This window comes from Azospirillum sp. UENF 112521 (assembly GCF_058780665.1).
This window is the reverse complement of sequence record NZ_JBSNCI010000009.1, coordinates 239503-253296: the sequence shown is the minus strand read 5'-3', so window position 1 is coordinate 253296 and position 13794 is coordinate 239503. Positions and strand designations below refer to the sequence as shown.

Below are 13794 nucleotides of genomic sequence, written 5' to 3'. Positions count from 1 at the left end.
CCCTACGCCGCCCGCACCGTCGCGATGAAGGTGCCGACCTCCTTGCGCAGGCGCTCGGCCTCGACGGCCAGCTCCTGCGAGGTGCCGTGGACGCGGCCGGCAGCGTCGCCGGTCTCGTGCACCGCCGTGCTGACGCCGGCGATGTTGCTCGACACCTCCTCGGTGCCCTGGGCGGCCTGGGTGACGCTGGAGGCGATCTCGCGAGTGGCGGCGGCCTGTTCCTCGATGGCGGCGGCGATGGCGGTGGTGATCTCGCTCATGTGGCCGATGGTCTTGCCGATGCTGCCGATGGCCCTCTGGGCGCCGCCGGTGGTCTGCTGGATTTCCTGCACCTTGGCCTGGATCTCGTCGGTGGCCTTGGCGGTCTGGTTGGCCAGCGCCTTCACCTCGCTCGCCACCACGGCGAAGCCCTTGCCGGCCTCGCCGGCCCGCGCCGCCTCGATGGTGGCGTTCAGCGCCAGCAGGTTGGTTTGCGCTGCGATGCCGCTGATCAGCTCGACCACGGCACCGATCTGCTCGGCGGCGGTGACCAGATCGCGCATGGTGCGGTCGGCGCCGGTGGCGTCGGCCACCGCCTGGGTGGCGATGCGGGTCGAGTTCTCCACCTGCTGGCCGATCTCGGAGATCGAGGCCGACAGTTCCTCCGTCGCGGTGGCGACGGTCTGGACGTTGGCGGACGCCTGCTCGGAGGCCGAGGCGACGAGCAGCGACCGCTCGCTCGCCTCATGCGCGGTGGCGGTCAGCTCCGTCGCGGCATCGCGCATGCCGGTGGCGGCGTTGGCGACGGTGTCGACGATGCCCTTCACCGTCCGCTCGAAGGTGTCGGCCATCTGCATCATCGTCTGGCGGCGCTGGGCGGCGGCCTGCCGCTCGCTCTCCTCCTGCGCCCTGCGCATCCGCTCCATCTCCAGCGCGTTCGTCTTGAAGATCTGGAGCGCGCGGGCCAGCGCACCGATCTCGTCGCGGCGGTCGTCGTCGCTGACGGTCACCGTCAGGTCGCCCTCGGCCAGCCGGCCCATTTCCCGCGTGATGTTGCCGAGCGGCCTGGTGATCGCCCGCGAGATCGCCCAGGCCAGCAGCAGGCCGAGCAGGACGGCGACCACCGTCACGGCGGTGCCGCGCGCTTCCGCCGCCGACACCTCGGCGGCGGCGGTGACCTCCAGCTGCGACAGGAAGCTGGTGGAATGGTCGCGGATCAGGCCGATCTTGTCGTTGATCTGCTTGCCGGCATTGCCCAACGTTTCAGTGTTCAGCGACTTCAGCTGGTCGCTCAGCACGGCGATGCGGTCGATGCCGGCGCCATAGGCCGGCAGCTTGGCCACCGCGTCCGACAGCTTGGCCTTGACCGGGCCGTCGGCGATGCCGTCGCGCAAGCCGTTCGCCTTCGCCGTCAGGTCGCCCAGATCCTTGCGGATCCGGGCCAGATCCTCCGCCTTGGTTTCCGCGACGAAGCGGGCGACCAGCACGCGGACCAGCAGGAACTGTTCGCTGACGTCAGCCGCCCGCACCGTGCGGTCCAGGTCGCCGCCGTCCTTCTCCGCCTTGACGGTGTCGCTCAGCGTGCGGCGGATGTCGGCGCCCAGCGTGTTCACCACCGACGCGACGATGGAGTCGCGCTCGGTCCTCGCGGCGACCAGCCGGTCGAACCCGACGGTCAGCGTCTGGTGCAGGCCGGCGATCTCCTGCGCCGCCTGACGGTCGCCCGCATCGGTCATCCGCGCCGTGGCGTCCTCCAGCTTCCGGCGGAACTTGTCCATTTCGCCGCGGAAACGGTTGGCCACATCGCCGGAGCCGCTGGAGACGAACTCCTCCGCCGCCCCCAGCGCATCGGAGATGTTGGTGTCGGCCTCGGCCACCGCCATCGCGACGTGCGATTGCGCCGCATAGCGGCGGAGCGCATCGTCGCTGGACCGCAAGCCGCTCCAGGATACCGCCCCCAGCCCGACCAGAAGCGCCAGCGTGACGCCGAAGCCGGTGTAGATCTTGGTCGCCGTGCGCAGGTTGGCGAAGGGACCGGCCTTGGTCGGCCGGGCTGCGGTCATCTGGTTGGGGCTGGCGGCGTTCATCACTGGGACCCTCGTCTTCTGATCCGGCTGTTTCCGATCCGGCTACGGGCGATCTCCGATCTTTCGGACGGCCGGTTGTCGACGAGGTACCCTACAAGAACAATGCCAAGGCTCCCTTAACGCCGCGATGTTTTTTTATCCTGCGAAATCGCCGTTTCTCCAATGAAAGCCGGTCTCATCCTTCGCAATTTGCCAAAATCATTGAGATTGCTTTGCATTTTGCCAAAGCTCGACCTTCGCAATTGCGGAAATACGCCCATTAGTTATAATACTGACCGCCGTTCACCTCTATCGTCTGGCCGGTGATGTATCCAGCCAGCCGGTTCGACGCGAGAAACAGGTAGGCGCCGACGCAGTCCTCCGCCCTCCCCAGCCGTTTCAGCGGAATGCGCGCCGCGGTCTGCGCCAGCTTGTCGGCGGTCGAGTAGCGCTGGTGGAAGTCGGTGTCGATGGTGCCGGGCGACACCGCGTTGACGCGGATGCCGTGCGGTGCCAGTTCCGTCGCCAGCGAGCGGGCGAGGCTGGCCTGGAAGGCCTTGGCGGCGCTGTAGAGCGACGAGCCGGCGCTGCCCCCGGTGCGGCCGGAGATGGAGCCGGTGTTGACGATGGCCCCCCTGGACGCGATCAGCGCCGGCAGGGCGCTGCGGCTGGCGACAACCGCCGAGGCGGCGTTCAGGTCGAACTGCTCCTGCAGGAAGCCGTCGTCGATGTCGGCCAGCGCCACCCGGCCCAGCATGGTGCCGGCATTGTTGACCAGCACGTCCAGCCCGCCCAGCCGGTCGATTGCCTGCTCCACCACCGCGCGGGTCTGCCCCTTGTCGGCGAAGTCGCCGGCCAGCCCGATCACGCCGTCTCCCATCCCGGCCGCCACCGCGTCCACCGCCGCAAGGTCGCGGCCATGGATGGCGACGCGGGCGCCGAGCTGGGCGAAGGCCGCCGCCACCGCAGCACCGATGCCGCGGCTGCTGCCGGTGACCAGGACCCGCTTATCCCGGAACTCCTGCGCCAGCAGGTCGGCGGGCCAGGTGTCGATCTCAGTGGCGGTCATGACGCGCGTCCTTCCCCTGCTGCCCGGCCCGGTCCATGTTCGGAATCGCAAGCCGGCTTGATTGTTCGTGTTCCAATCCGATCATAGGGGCCGGCAGTCCGGCGTCAACAGCCGGGCCTTCGCGCCGGCGACATCCGGCTGTTTTGCGAGAATCCTGTCGATGGAAGCCGGCCCTTCGGGCTATGTAGGCGCATGAACACCGACCCGACCAGCCCCGCCCAGCCTTTCGAGATTTTCCTGGTGGCCGCCCCCGGCCTGGAACCCGTGCTGTGCGCGGAGGCCAGCGACCGCGGCTTCACCGACCCCACCATGGTTAAGGGCGGGGTGACGGTCACCGGCGGCTGGCCGGAGGTCTGGCGCGCCAATCTGGAGCTGCGCGGCGCCACCCGCGTTTTGGCGCGCATCGCCAGCTTCCGCGCCCTGCATCTGGCCCAGTTGGACAAGCGCGCCCGCCGCGTTCCCTGGGCCGAGATCCTGCGCGCCGACGTGCCGGTGCGGGTCGAGGCCTCCTGCAAGGCGTCGCGCATCTACCATGCCGGCGCCGCCGCCCAGCGCATCGAGCGCGCCATCGCCGAGGAACTCGGCGCCCCCATCGTCAAGGCGGCGCCCAAGAAGACCGGAAAGTCCGCCGAAAAGAACTCCGGGGACGCTCCGGAAGACGACACCCGAGCCGTCCAGATCAAGGCACGGATCGACGACGACCTCTGCACCATCAGCGTCGACAGCTCCGGCGAGTCGCTGCACAAGCGCGGCCACAAGGAGGCGGTCAACAAGGCGCCGATGCGCGAGACGCTGGCATCCCTGTTCCTGCGCCAGTGCGGCTATGACGGGCGCGAGCCGATGCCTGTGGTGGATCCGATGTGCGGCTCCGGCACCTTCGTCATCGAGGCGGCCGAGATCGCCGCCGGCCTGAAGCCCGGCCGCTCCCGCTCCTTCGCCTTCGAGCAGCTCGCCACGTTCGACCCCGCCCGCTGGCAGGACCTGCGCGGCAATGCCACGGTCACGCCGCCGGCCGTGCGCTTCTACGGCAGCGACCGCGACGCCGGCGCCGTCACGATGAGCCGCGCCAATGCGGAGCGGGCCGGCGTCGGCGCCTGGACCGACTTCGCCCACCACGCCATCAGCGACCTGACCCCGCCGGAGGGTCCGCCCGGCCTCGTCATCGTCAACCCGCCCTACGGCGCCCGCATCGGCGAGGGCAAGTCCCTGATCCCGCTCTACCACGCCATGGGCCAGACGCTGAAAACCCGCTTCGCCGGCTGGCGCGTGGGCATCGTCACCAACGAAGCCGCCCTGGCGAAGGCGACGGAACTGCCGTTCCAGGAAGGCGGGGTGTCGGTGTCGAACGGGGGGATCAGGGTGACGCTGTATCAGACGGGGGTGTTGAAATGATAGCATCATATTTGATGTATTTGATGAATTCCTCTCGGCTTCCACATACTCGAGCACGGCTCTTGCTCTTCTGAACAGCAGCTTGCGCACACTGCACAAGGAAGCCATCCATTGAGTAAAAGAGATCGCAATAGGATAGTGCCACGACAGCATGTTGCAAATCCTCACCATCTGACGCTTGAGGATTTCTCTTCTTATTTTTTGTTCTGGCAATGGTTAGGTTATGCTCAATCAAAAATGATGGGCACTCATTGAAGAATTTATCTTTATTTCTTACGCAGAATTCCAATAAATCTTCCTTTTCTAACTTCGTAAAGATACGATTTTCAGGGGATACATCTGGTAGCGACAGAGAAATCCAAACCCTGAAAACTTCTTTCTCTTTTGCTTTTATGGCAGAAAAATCAAAATTTTGTATCGTGCGCAATGCGTCTGGAGAGAAATGCCTGTAATGATTAAGATCAGCGAAATCTATACTCTCTATAAACTTTTCCGGCGTTAACCCAATTTGAGGCAGACACCCCGGAACGATTGACACAGCCATAGATAGATATGGGACAATTGAAATTACGGCATACGATTGTATATTATAATAATTTTCCCAAATAAACCGCTTAACTTCCTGCTTTTGGATGTCTCTTCTTTCTATAATCCAAAATGGCTTATTTTCATTCAAAAATTTTAATCTACGTAATCTCTGGGAATGATCATTCGCTCGTCCAATTTCCACAAGATTCCACATCGACAGAGCCAACCGGACTGTTCCAGCGGAAACCGATTCGTGGATGTCTTGCCACAAAGATTCGTGCGAGACCACACTGTGATCAATGTAGAGGGTCCGCATTGGCCTCTCACTTCAGTTTGATCAAAGCGTCAAACCTACAAGCGAAGCAATCAAGTGCGCAGCACAAAGTGTCAGGCATGTGTATCACACGCGCCTGAGCCAATCAGAAAAATTCATCAAAAGCGGCAACTGCAGGAAAAGTGGCGTCCCCGACGGGAGTCGAACCCGTGTCGCCGCCGTGAAAGGGCGGTGTCCTAGGCCTCTAGACGACGGGGACGTTGTACCTTCAAGCCCGCGCTCAAAAACTCATCCAGCGCGTGGATGGCGTCCCCAAGGGGAGTCGAACCCCTGTTACCGCCGTGAGAGGGCGGTGTCCTAGGCCTCTAGACGATGGGGACGTCTGGTCCCGATGCTTGTCGCGGCGGTGGAGGCTGCCACCGGCCGCGCGATCCAACCTTGGAAGGTTGGCGTCCCCAAGGGGAGTCGAACCCCTGTTACCGCCGTGAGAGGGCGGTGTCCTAGGCCTCTAGACGATGGGGACGTCATCGGCGTGGGCGGGTTTCTAACGAAGCCCGGCCCACCGATCAAGCCTTTTCTTACAGGCTGCGCAAAATACCCAGCAATCCGTCCACGACAGCCGCCGGCGTGTCGAAGGCCGTCACGAACCGCGCCGTGCCGTCGTCCCAGCGGTAGAAGCCATAGCCCGCCGCCTCCAGCGCCTCGGCATAAACCGCCGGCAGGCGGACGAACAGCTCGTTCGCCTCCACCGGATGGGCCAGCTCGACGCCGGGCAGCGCCGTCAGCCCTTCGGCCAGACGGTCGGCCATGGCGTTGGCATGCGCCGCCAGACGCAGCCACAGCCCGTCCTCCAGCCAGGCGTCGAGCTGCGCCGACAGGAAGCGCATCTTCGACACCAGATGGCCGCCGCGCTTGCGGCCGAAGCCGAAATCCTCGGCCATCGCCGGGTTGAAGAACACCACCGCCTCGGCGGCGAGGCAGCCGCCCTTGGTGCCGCCCAGCGTCAGCACGTCGACCCCGGCCCGCCACGTCACCTCGGCCGGCTTGCAGCCGAGCCGGGCGATGGCGTTGGCGAAGCGGGCGCCGTCCATATGCACGGCCATGCCGTTGGCATGGGCGACCTCGACCAGCGCCTCGACCTCCGCCGGGGTATAGACGGTGCCGGCCTCGGTCGCCTGGGTCAGGCTGAGGGCGGCGGGCTGGACGCGGTGGACGACGCCGACGCCGGCCTTGGCGATGTGGCGAGACACGATGTCCGGCGTCAGCTTGCCATGCGCGCCGGCCAGCGGCACCAGCTTGGCGCCGCCGGTGAAGAACTCCGGCGCGCCGCATTCGTCGATGGTGATGTGCGCCTCGTCATGGCACAGCACCGCGCCGTAGGGCGGCACCAGCGCCGACAGCGCCAGCGAGTTGGCGGCCGTGCCGGTGGCGACCGGGAAGACGGCGACCTCGGTCTCGAAGATCGCGCACAGCCGCTCGGTCACCCGCGCGGTCCAGGGATCGTTGCCATAGGGCGAGGCGGTGCCGGAGGACGCGGCGGCCAGCGCCGTCATCACCTGTGGGGCGGCACCGGCGACGTTGTCGCTGCGGAAATCATGCATCATCTGTGTCCGGATAGGGGGAAACGGTCACTTGCCGGCGGTCACCGTCGCGGTGACGGCGCCGTTGCGCGGGTCGATCAGATACAGGCGGTCCGGCCCCTGCGGCAGGGTCACCTTGAACAGCACGCGGTTGCCGGCCACCAGCATCTCGCCGATGCGGGCGCCGGCCGGAACGTCCAGCGTCACCTCGGCCGGGCGTTCGGCCGGAACCGGCGCCGGGGCGGTGGCCGTCAGGGAGGCGCGGGTGGGATCCGACATCCGCTTGTACAGCTCCACCCCCAGAAAGGTGAAGCCAGCGAGGATGAGAACGCCCATGATGACGACGAGTACCTTGAGGATCTGCACGGTTTGGGGTCCACTCCCGGACGATTGAAACAGGACGCGATACGCGAAGCCGATGCCAGCCGATATGCCTGACGACCAGATGCCGGACGATCTGCCCGACGATTTCCTCGATGCGGACGACGACGCCGGCTCCCCTGCCGACGCCGCTCCCCAGCTGCTCGCCCACACCATCCCCGACGAGGCGGCGGGCCAGCGGCTGGACAAGGCATTGGCGGCGGGCCTGCCGGACCTGTCGCGGTCGCGCGTGCAGGCCCTGCTGGAACAGGGCTGCGTGCGCAGCGACGGCCGGACGATAACGGACGCGTCCCTGAGGGTCAAACCCGGCCAGACCTTCGAGGTGCAGGTTCCGGGCTCGCATGCGGCCGAACCGCTGGCGCAGGACATCCCGCTCGACGTGGTCTATGAGGATGCCGACGTGCTGGTGGTCGACAAGCCGGCCGGCCTCGTGGTCCATCCCGCCGCCGGCAACCCCGACGGCACGCTGGTCAACGCCCTGCTGGCCCATTGCGGCGACAGCCTGTCCGGCATCGGCGGGGTGCGGCGGCCCGGCATCGTCCACCGGCTGGACAAGGACACCAGCGGCCTGATGGTGGTCGCCAAGAACGACCGCGCCCACCATGGCCTGTCGGACCAGTTCGCCGACCGCACGCTCAGCCGCACCTATCTGGCGCTGGTCTGGGGCGTGCCCAACCCGACCCACGGCCGGATCGAGGGCAACATCGGCCGCAGCAGCGCCGACCGCAAGAAGATGGCGGTGGTCACCGGCGGCGGGAAGCCGGCCGGCACCAAGTACCGGGTGGTCAAGAGCTTCGGCATGGCCGCCTCGCTGGTCGAATGCGTGCTGGAGACCGGGCGCACCCACCAGATCCGCGTCCACCTGACCCACATCGGCCATCCGCTGGTCGGCGATCCGCTCTATGGCCGCGGGCGGTCGGGGCGGCCGGGCGGCAAATTCGCCTCGCTGCTGCCGGAACCGGTGCGGTCCAGCCTTGTTGGGTTTCCGCGTCAGGCGCTGCACGCCGCGGCCCTGACCTTCCGTCATCCGGTTAGTGGCGAAATTGTGGCATTCCGCTCCTCAATTCCGGCGGATATTCATGAACTAATTGTCACCCTGGAGTCGGCTTAAAACGGTACACCGGGAAATCTTTCTTGGTTAGACTCGGCGTCAATGGCGAGGTTCCTTCGCCCGCTCATTGCGAGGGGCCTATGGAACCCGCGCTGAAGAACGGCGGCGGCCCCTGAAATCCTTCGGATGGGAACGCCGGCTGTCAGGAGAGGGGTTTTACCATGGCGACGGCATCCACCCTTCCGGCGATCGGGTCCGAGAGCAATCTGTCCCGCTATCTCCAGGAGATCCGCAAGTTCCCGATGTTGGAGCCGGAGCGGGAATACATGCTCGCCAAGAGCTGGCAGCAGCATGAGGATTCCGGCGCCGCCCACCAGCTCGTCACCAGCCACCTGCGGCTGGTGGCCAAGATCGCCATGGGCTACCGCGGCTACGGCCTGCCTTTGTCGGAGCTGATCTCCGAGGGCAATGTCGGCATGATGCAGGCGGTGAAGCGCTTCGATCCCGACCGCGGCTTCCGCTTGGCGACCTACGCCATGTGGTGGATTCGCGCGGCGATCCAGGAATACATCCTGCACAGCTGGTCGCTGGTGAAGATGGGCACCACCGCCGCGCAGAAGAAGCTATTCTTCAACCTGCGCCGGCTGAAGGGCCAGATGCAGGCCATCGAGGAGGGCGACCTGTCGCCCGAGCAGGTCCAGGCCATCGCCACCAAGCTGGACGTGCCGGAACAGGACGTCGTCAACATGAACCGGCGGCTGGCCAGCCCCGACCATTCGCTGAACGCGCCCCTGCGGGCGGAGAGCGAGGGCGAATGGCAGGATTTCCTGGTGGACGAGAGCGCCAGCCAGGAGATCACCATCGCCGACCGCGAGGAGCTGGGCAAGCGCCGCAAGCTGCTGGCGAATGCGATGACCGCGCTGAACGACCGCGAACGCGACATCCTGACCGAGCGCCGCCTGCGCGAGGCGCCGACGACGCTGGAGGACCTGTCGCAGAAATACGGCATCAGCCGCGAGCGCGTCCGCCAGATCGAGGTCCGCGCCTTCGAGAAGCTGCAAAAGGCGATCAAGGCCGCCGCGGTGGAGCAGAAGATGGAGACCGAGGCGTAAGGCGGGCCGGCACCGCAGGCGCTTCGAGAGATCGGACATGCAGGATATTCAGGTCACGCTCGCGGTCGTCGAACCACGCGATCTGCCGGCCTTCAAGGCCGACATGGAGGCGTCCTTCGCGGTCGCCGTCATCGAGGCGTTCGGATGCCTTCCCGACGATTCGATCCCACGCGGCAGCGATCTCGACTTGTCGATGGGCGCGCCGGGCACCGAGCTTCTGCATATCCTGTGCGGTGAGGAGCGGGTCGGCGGCGCCGTCGTCGTGATCGACGAGGCGACGCAGCACAACTCGCTGGACCTCTTCTTCCTGTCCCCGGCGCAGCATGGCCGGGGAGTGGGCTTCAAGGCCTGGACGGCAATCGAGCGGCGCTATCCCCGGACGCAGGTCTGGCAGACCCACACGCCCTATTTCGAGAAGCGCAACATCCACTTCTATGTGAACAAGTGCGGCTTCCGGATCGTCGAGTTCTTCGGCGCCCACCACCCCGACCCGCATTGGCCGGGCCCGTCCGGCCTGCCCGGCGGCGGCGAGATGTTCCGCTTCGAGAAAATCATGTGACGGCGGCGGCGCTTGCCAAGGCCAGCCTCACGTCCGCGCCTCAAGCACGACAAAGCTCCAACGGACGTCCGGTCGCCCCAACATATCGTTCCGCTCTGCAACCTGGACCGCGGCCAGCCCGTGCAGGCCTGCGAGTTCAATCGTTTCATCCGCCGAGACGTCGAACATCCTGCGCCCTTGGGGAACCGGGCCATGACGCAGCGACATGCTGATCCGGCCCTTCGCACCGAGAAGTCCGGCCAGGGATTTCATGGCCGTCCGCCGCTCGTGACCGTCCAGGTGCATCCACACGGCCGTCAGGAGAATCAGGTCGAAGCGATCCTTCCGACGATGAAGCTGCGAGAGATCGGGAAGATGGTCGGCGACCCAGTCGATGGGTTTTCCACCATGAAGCCGCATTCCCTCCTGTCTCAGCGCGTCGGTCGGTTCCACCGCGACAACCGTGTGGCCGATTGCGGCGAGCGCCGCGGCGTCGCGACCCGACCCCGCCCCGACATCGAGGACCCGCGCGGGCGGGGACGGAAAGAGATGCATCACCCCGTGGTGGACATCGTCGAAGGTGATGCTCTCATACTGTTCGGCCAGTGCCGGCGCGTTGTCGCCGTACCCTTGCGTTCCGTCGATCATCGTTTCTTCTTCAATCCAATCCCGCTGGCCAATCCCGCTGGCCAATCCCGCTGGGGCGTCTCACGCCTTCACATAGACCCAGGCATCGGCCCCCGACCGCAGCCGGACCATGACCCGCCTGTAATCCGCGACCTCGTAGGAATTGGCGGCGGCCAGCTCTTCCGGGGTAAGCTCGAACAGAGTCCCGGCGACCTCGTCGGCCGGATCGCCGCTTTCGCTGACCACGGGATGGAAACGCTTGCCGCTGGTGCGGATCACCTCGGGATCGGTGATCTCCAGCATGTCGCAGCGATAGCCCGGCATGGCGTCCGCCCGGCCGGTGAGCAGCCGGCCGAAGGACGCCAGCTGCACGTTCTCCTGTTGCAGGGTGCCGTAGGAGAACAGCAGGACCGTATCGTCAGCCATCGACGCCCCTCCCCGCTTCCGAACCGACCCGCAGCAGGTTGCCGTCGGGATCGATGTGGGCGAACTCGCGCAGGCCATAGGGCGTGTCGGACACCGCCGTCAGCCGGCCGGCCGCCTTCGCCGCCGTCCAGGCCGCGTGCAGGGCGTCAGCGTCGCTGACATAGAGGTAGCAGGCGACGACCGAGCGTTCCGGATCGAGGTCGGGAACGCGGGTCAGATGCAGCCCCACCCCGCCCCAATCGAGGAACCCATAGACCGGATCCGCGGCGGCCTCGTCATAGGCGGTCACCGTGAAGCCGAGACTCCAATAATGGGCGAGTGCGGCACGCACATCGCGCACCGGCAGGATCGGGGCCACACGGTTGAACTGGACAGTCATCGCAACCTCACACCAGGATCGAGCCTTCGAGATACAGCACCGCCTGCCCGCCGATCCTCACCCGGTCGCCGGCCAGTTCGCACAGCAGCTCGCCGCCGCGGGCCGAGACCTGACGGGCCTTCAGCACGGTCTTGCCCAGCCGCTCCGCCCAATAGGGGGTCAGCATGCAGTGGGTGGAGCCGGTGACCGGATCCTCCGGAATGCCCTGGGCCGGGGCGAACAGGCGCGACACGAAATCGACCTCCTCATCGCCGGGGGCGGTGACGCAGACCGCCCAGATGTCCAGCGTCGACAGCAGCGCCATGTCCGGCGCCAGCGCCCGCACCGCCTCTGCCGAGTCGTAGACCACCAGATAGTCGCGCCCGCTCAGGATCGCGGCCGGCGCCGGTCCGCCCAGCGCCGCCAGCAGATTGGGGTCGGGGGTTTCCGCCGGCTGGGGCGGGCGGTTGGGGAAGTCCAGCGTGTAGCGGTCGCCGTCGCGGGTGACCGTCAGCGTGCCGGCCTGCCGGGTGGCGAAGTCCATGCGCGCGCGGCCCGGCTCCAGGATGGTGGAGATGACGAAGGCGGTCGCCAGCGTGGCATGGCCGCACAGCTCGACCTCCACCGCCGGGGTGAACCAGCGCAGCTCGAACTCTGTGCCGCTGCGGATGAAGAAGGCGGTCTCCGCCAGATTGTTCTCTGCCGCGATGGCCTGGAGCTGCGCGTCGGGCAGCCAGGACTCGAGCGGCACGACCGCCGCCGGGTTGCCGGCGAAGACGCGGTCGGTGAAGGCATCGACCTGATAAATGGGCAGGCGCATGGCTTTCCCGGTCATGGATGGGTATCCCTTACGTCTTGGGGGATTCAGAATCCCCTCTCCCCGGGGGGAGAGGGGCTTATCGCACCTCAAAAAAGGACGGTCAGCCCGCCTGAACCAGCGAGGCGAAGCGAGCGAGGTCGACGTTTCCGCCGGTGACGACGATGCCGACGCGCTTGCCGCGCACGTCGAACTTGCCGGACATCACCGCGGCGGCGGCGAGGCAGCCGGTCGGCTCGACCATCATCTTCATCCGGCTGGCGAAGAAGCGCATGGACTCGACCAGTTCGCCGTCGGTGACGGTCACGATGTCGTCGACCAGCCGCTGGATCACCGGGAAGGTCAGCTGGCCGACCGCGCGGCTCTGGGCGCCGTCGGCGATGGTCTTGGGCGCGTCGATGCGGACGATGGCGCCGCTGCGCAGGCTCTGCTGCGCGTCGTTGCCGGCCTCCGGCTCGACCCCGACGACGCGGCAGCCGGGGTTCAGCGTCTTGGCGGCGATGACGCAGCCGGACAGCAGCCCGCCGCCGCCGGTCGGCACCACCAGCAGGTCGAGCGGCCCGCCCGTCTGCCCCGCCTCCTCGATCAGCTCCTTGGCGACCGTGCCCTGGCCGGCCATCACATGCGGATGGTCGAAGGGCGGGATCAGCACGCCGCCCCGCTCCTCCAGCACGCGGGCGACGGCAGCGTCCGGCGGCTCGGCATAGCGGTCGTACAGCACCACGTCGGCGCCATAGCCGCGCGTCGCCGCCAGCTTGGCCGCCGGGGCGTCCTCAGGCATGACGATGGTGGACTTCACCTTCAGCATCGACGCCGCCAGCGCCAGCGCCTGGGCATGGTTGCCCGACGAATAGGCGACGACGCCCAGCGCGCGCTGCACCGGGGTGAAGCGCGACACCGCATTGTAGGCGCCACGGATCTTGAAGGCGCCGGTGCGCTGGAAATTCTCGCACTTGAACAGCAGTTCGCCGCCGGTCAGCGTGTCGGCGGTGCGGCTGGTCAGCACCGGCGTGCGGTGGGCGACGCCGGCAATCCGCTCCGCCGCCCCCGCCACGTCGGCGTAGGAGATGGCGAGGCCAGTCGTATCGGCCACGGTGCTGGTGATCGTGTCGGGCATGGCGGCGGTGCTCCCCCTCCCCGGTGTCTTGGTCCGGGGCTTATTCCAGATCGGTGAACAGGAAGGCCTGCTCGTGCCGCTTCAGCCCGGCCTGCTCGTAGAAGCTGATGGCCTTGGGCGCGGACAGCAGCAGGCACATGGTGCCCGGCCCCATCGCGTCGCGGGTGCGGCGCATCAGCTCCTTGCCGATGCCGTGCCCCTGAAGGGCACGGTCGACGGCGAGGTCGGACAGGTAGCAGCAATAGACGAAGTCGGTGATCGAGCGGGCGACGCCGACCAGCTTTCCATCCGCCCGCGCGGTGACGATCAGGCCGGCGTTGCGCAGCATCGCCTCCACCCGGGGACGGTCGCCCACGGGCCGGCGTTCCGCCAGCCCGGAGCGTTCCAGAACGTCGATGAACGCGTCGGCGCTCAGCTCCGGTTCGACCGCATAGTCGATTTGAACGGATTGTCCCTGAATGGATCGGTCGGCCATCGTC

At 66.7% G+C, this 13794-nt stretch carries 15 protein-coding genes and 3 tRNA genes; 4 read left to right on the top strand and 14 right to left on the bottom strand.

Annotated elements, in window-relative coordinates:
- Nucleotides 1-2: 2 nt before the first annotated feature.
- Both ACWPN8_RS32745 and ACWPN8_RS32740 read right to left on the bottom strand, forming a co-directional pair.
- The gene (locus tag ACWPN8_RS32745; RefSeq protein WP_492243821.1) at nucleotides 3-2066 is read right to left on the bottom strand and encodes a methyl-accepting chemotaxis protein; all 2064 of its coding nucleotides are present in this window, start codon (nucleotides 2064-2066) and stop codon (nucleotides 3-5) included.
- A 259-nt stretch (nucleotides 2067-2325) separates the two neighbouring features.
- On the bottom strand, nucleotides 2326-3114 hold the full coding sequence (locus ACWPN8_RS32740; protein WP_109446744.1) for an SDR family NAD(P)-dependent oxidoreductase: 789 nt from the start codon (nucleotides 3112-3114) through the stop codon (nucleotides 2326-2328).
- Between the two features lie 192 nt (nucleotides 3115-3306).
- On the opposite strand from ACWPN8_RS32740, the gene ACWPN8_RS32735 reads away from it, so the two are divergent.
- Entirely contained in the window at nucleotides 3307-4506 is a 1200-nt protein-coding gene (locus tag ACWPN8_RS32735) for a THUMP domain-containing class I SAM-dependent RNA methyltransferase (RefSeq protein WP_492243820.1), read from the top strand.
- Here ACWPN8_RS32735 and ACWPN8_RS32730 read toward each other — a convergent pair.
- The 6 genes from ACWPN8_RS32730 to ACWPN8_RS32705 form a co-directional block, all read right to left on the bottom strand.
- Complete coding sequence (locus ACWPN8_RS32730; protein ID WP_492243819.1) at nucleotides 4469-5260, bottom strand: hypothetical protein; 792 nt, start codon at nucleotides 5258-5260, stop codon at nucleotides 4469-4471. The two genes, ACWPN8_RS32735 and ACWPN8_RS32730, sit on opposite strands and share 38 nt — an antisense overlap.
- Before the next feature lie 231 nt (nucleotides 5261-5491).
- Nucleotides 5492-5567: transfer RNA gene (locus ACWPN8_RS32725), tRNA-Glu, on the bottom strand.
- A 45-nt stretch (nucleotides 5568-5612) separates the two neighbouring features.
- Nucleotides 5613-5688: transfer RNA gene (locus tag ACWPN8_RS32720), tRNA-Glu, on the bottom strand.
- A gap of 67 nt (nucleotides 5689-5755) precedes the next feature.
- A tRNA-Glu gene (locus ACWPN8_RS32715) sits at nucleotides 5756-5831 on the bottom strand.
- Nucleotides 5832-5886: 55 nt separating this feature from the next.
- The gene (locus ACWPN8_RS32710) at nucleotides 5887-6909 is read right to left on the bottom strand and encodes a threonine aldolase family protein (RefSeq protein WP_492244005.1); all 1023 of its coding nucleotides are present in this window, start codon (nucleotides 6907-6909) and stop codon (nucleotides 5887-5889) included.
- A gap of 27 nt (nucleotides 6910-6936) precedes the next feature.
- Complete coding sequence (locus ACWPN8_RS32705; protein WP_109446752.1) at nucleotides 6937-7254, bottom strand: hypothetical protein; 318 nt, start codon at nucleotides 7252-7254, stop codon at nucleotides 6937-6939.
- 64 nt (nucleotides 7255-7318) lie between these two features.
- Between ACWPN8_RS32705 and ACWPN8_RS32700 the strand changes: the two genes are divergently transcribed.
- From ACWPN8_RS32700 to ACWPN8_RS32690, 3 genes are all read left to right on the top strand, one after another.
- Nucleotides 7319-8380 carry an RluA family pseudouridine synthase gene (locus tag ACWPN8_RS32700; RefSeq protein WP_492243818.1) on the top strand — a complete coding sequence of 354 codons (1062 nt, stop codon included), beginning with the start codon at nucleotides 7319-7321 and terminating at the stop codon, nucleotides 8378-8380.
- A gap of 161 nt (nucleotides 8381-8541) precedes the next feature.
- Entirely contained in the window at nucleotides 8542-9432 is an 891-nt protein-coding gene (gene rpoH / locus ACWPN8_RS32695; protein ID WP_109446756.1) for an RNA polymerase sigma factor RpoH, read from the top strand.
- Between the two features lie 37 nt (nucleotides 9433-9469).
- Nucleotides 9470-9991 (top strand): GNAT family N-acetyltransferase, encoded by a 522-nt coding sequence (locus tag ACWPN8_RS32690; protein WP_109446758.1) that lies wholly within the window; start codon nucleotides 9470-9472, stop codon nucleotides 9989-9991.
- Nucleotides 9992-10018: 27 nt separating this feature from the next.
- On the opposite strand, the gene ACWPN8_RS32685 is transcribed toward ACWPN8_RS32690, so the two are convergent.
- The 6 genes from ACWPN8_RS32685 to ACWPN8_RS32660 form a co-directional block, all read right to left on the bottom strand.
- Nucleotides 10019-10618 (bottom strand): class I SAM-dependent methyltransferase, encoded by a 600-nt coding sequence (locus ACWPN8_RS32685; RefSeq protein WP_492243817.1) that lies wholly within the window; start codon nucleotides 10616-10618, stop codon nucleotides 10019-10021.
- Nucleotides 10619-10678: 60 nt separating this feature from the next.
- Nucleotides 10679-11023 carry a gamma-glutamylcyclotransferase family protein gene (locus tag ACWPN8_RS32680; protein ID WP_492243816.1) on the bottom strand — a complete coding sequence of 115 codons (345 nt, stop codon included), beginning with the start codon at nucleotides 11021-11023 and terminating at the stop codon, nucleotides 10679-10681.
- Nucleotides 11016-11402 carry a bleomycin resistance protein gene (locus ACWPN8_RS32675; RefSeq protein WP_492243815.1) on the bottom strand — a complete coding sequence of 129 codons (387 nt, stop codon included), beginning with the start codon at nucleotides 11400-11402 and terminating at the stop codon, nucleotides 11016-11018. Before ACWPN8_RS32675 ends, ACWPN8_RS32680 begins: the two co-directional genes overlap by 8 nt.
- A 7-nt stretch (nucleotides 11403-11409) precedes the next feature.
- On the bottom strand, nucleotides 11410-12216 hold the full coding sequence (locus tag ACWPN8_RS32670; RefSeq protein ID WP_492243814.1) for a PhzF family phenazine biosynthesis protein: 807 nt from the start codon (nucleotides 12214-12216) through the stop codon (nucleotides 11410-11412).
- A gap of 85 nt (nucleotides 12217-12301) precedes the next feature.
- A complete protein-coding gene (locus ACWPN8_RS32665; RefSeq protein ID WP_109446769.1) occupies nucleotides 12302-13315 on the bottom strand; it encodes a threo-3-hydroxy-L-aspartate ammonia-lyase in 1014 nt (337 codons plus the stop codon).
- 40 nt (nucleotides 13316-13355) lie between these two features.
- Entirely contained in the window at nucleotides 13356-13790 is a 435-nt protein-coding gene (locus ACWPN8_RS32660; protein WP_109446771.1) for a GNAT family N-acetyltransferase, read from the bottom strand.
- Nucleotides 13791-13794 lie beyond the last annotated feature (4 nt).

Bases quoted from the DNA above. Each gene is read 5' to 3' on its own strand.
- ACWPN8_RS32745 (WP_492243821.1), bottom strand. From the start codon at position 2,066: ATGAACGCCGCCAGCCCCAACCAGATGACCGCAGCCCGGCCGACCAAG.
- ACWPN8_RS32740 (WP_109446744.1), bottom strand. From the start codon at position 3,114: ATGACCGCCACTGAGATCGACACCTGGCCCGCCGACCTGCTGGCGCAG.
- ACWPN8_RS32735 (WP_492243820.1), top strand. From the start codon at position 3,307: ATGAACACCGACCCGACCAGCCCCGCCCAGCCTTTCGAGATTTTCCTG.
- ACWPN8_RS32710 (WP_492244005.1), bottom strand. From the start codon at position 6,909: ATGCATGATTTCCGCAGCGACAACGTCGCCGGTGCCGCCCCACAGGTG.
- ACWPN8_RS32700 (WP_492243818.1), top strand. From the start codon at position 7,319: ATGCCTGACGACCAGATGCCGGACGATCTGCCCGACGATTTCCTCGAT.
- rpoH (WP_109446756.1), top strand. From the start codon at position 8,542: ATGGCGACGGCATCCACCCTTCCGGCGATCGGGTCCGAGAGCAATCTG.
- ACWPN8_RS32690 (WP_109446758.1), top strand. From the start codon at position 9,470: ATGCAGGATATTCAGGTCACGCTCGCGGTCGTCGAACCACGCGATCTG.
- ACWPN8_RS32685 (WP_492243817.1), bottom strand. From the start codon at position 10,618: ATGATCGACGGAACGCAAGGGTACGGCGACAACGCGCCGGCACTGGCC.
- ACWPN8_RS32680 (WP_492243816.1), bottom strand. From the start codon at position 11,023: ATGGCTGACGATACGGTCCTGCTGTTCTCCTACGGCACCCTGCAACAG.
- ACWPN8_RS32675 (WP_492243815.1), bottom strand. From the start codon at position 11,402: ATGACTGTCCAGTTCAACCGTGTGGCCCCGATCCTGCCGGTGCGCGAT.
- ACWPN8_RS32670 (WP_492243814.1), bottom strand. From the start codon at position 12,216: ATGACCGGGAAAGCCATGCGCCTGCCCATTTATCAGGTCGATGCCTTC.
- ACWPN8_RS32665 (WP_109446769.1), bottom strand. From the start codon at position 13,315: ATGCCCGACACGATCACCAGCACCGTGGCCGATACGACTGGCCTCGCC.
- ACWPN8_RS32660 (WP_109446771.1), bottom strand. From the start codon at position 13,790: ATGGCCGACCGATCCATTCAGGGACAATCCGTTCAAATCGACTATGCG.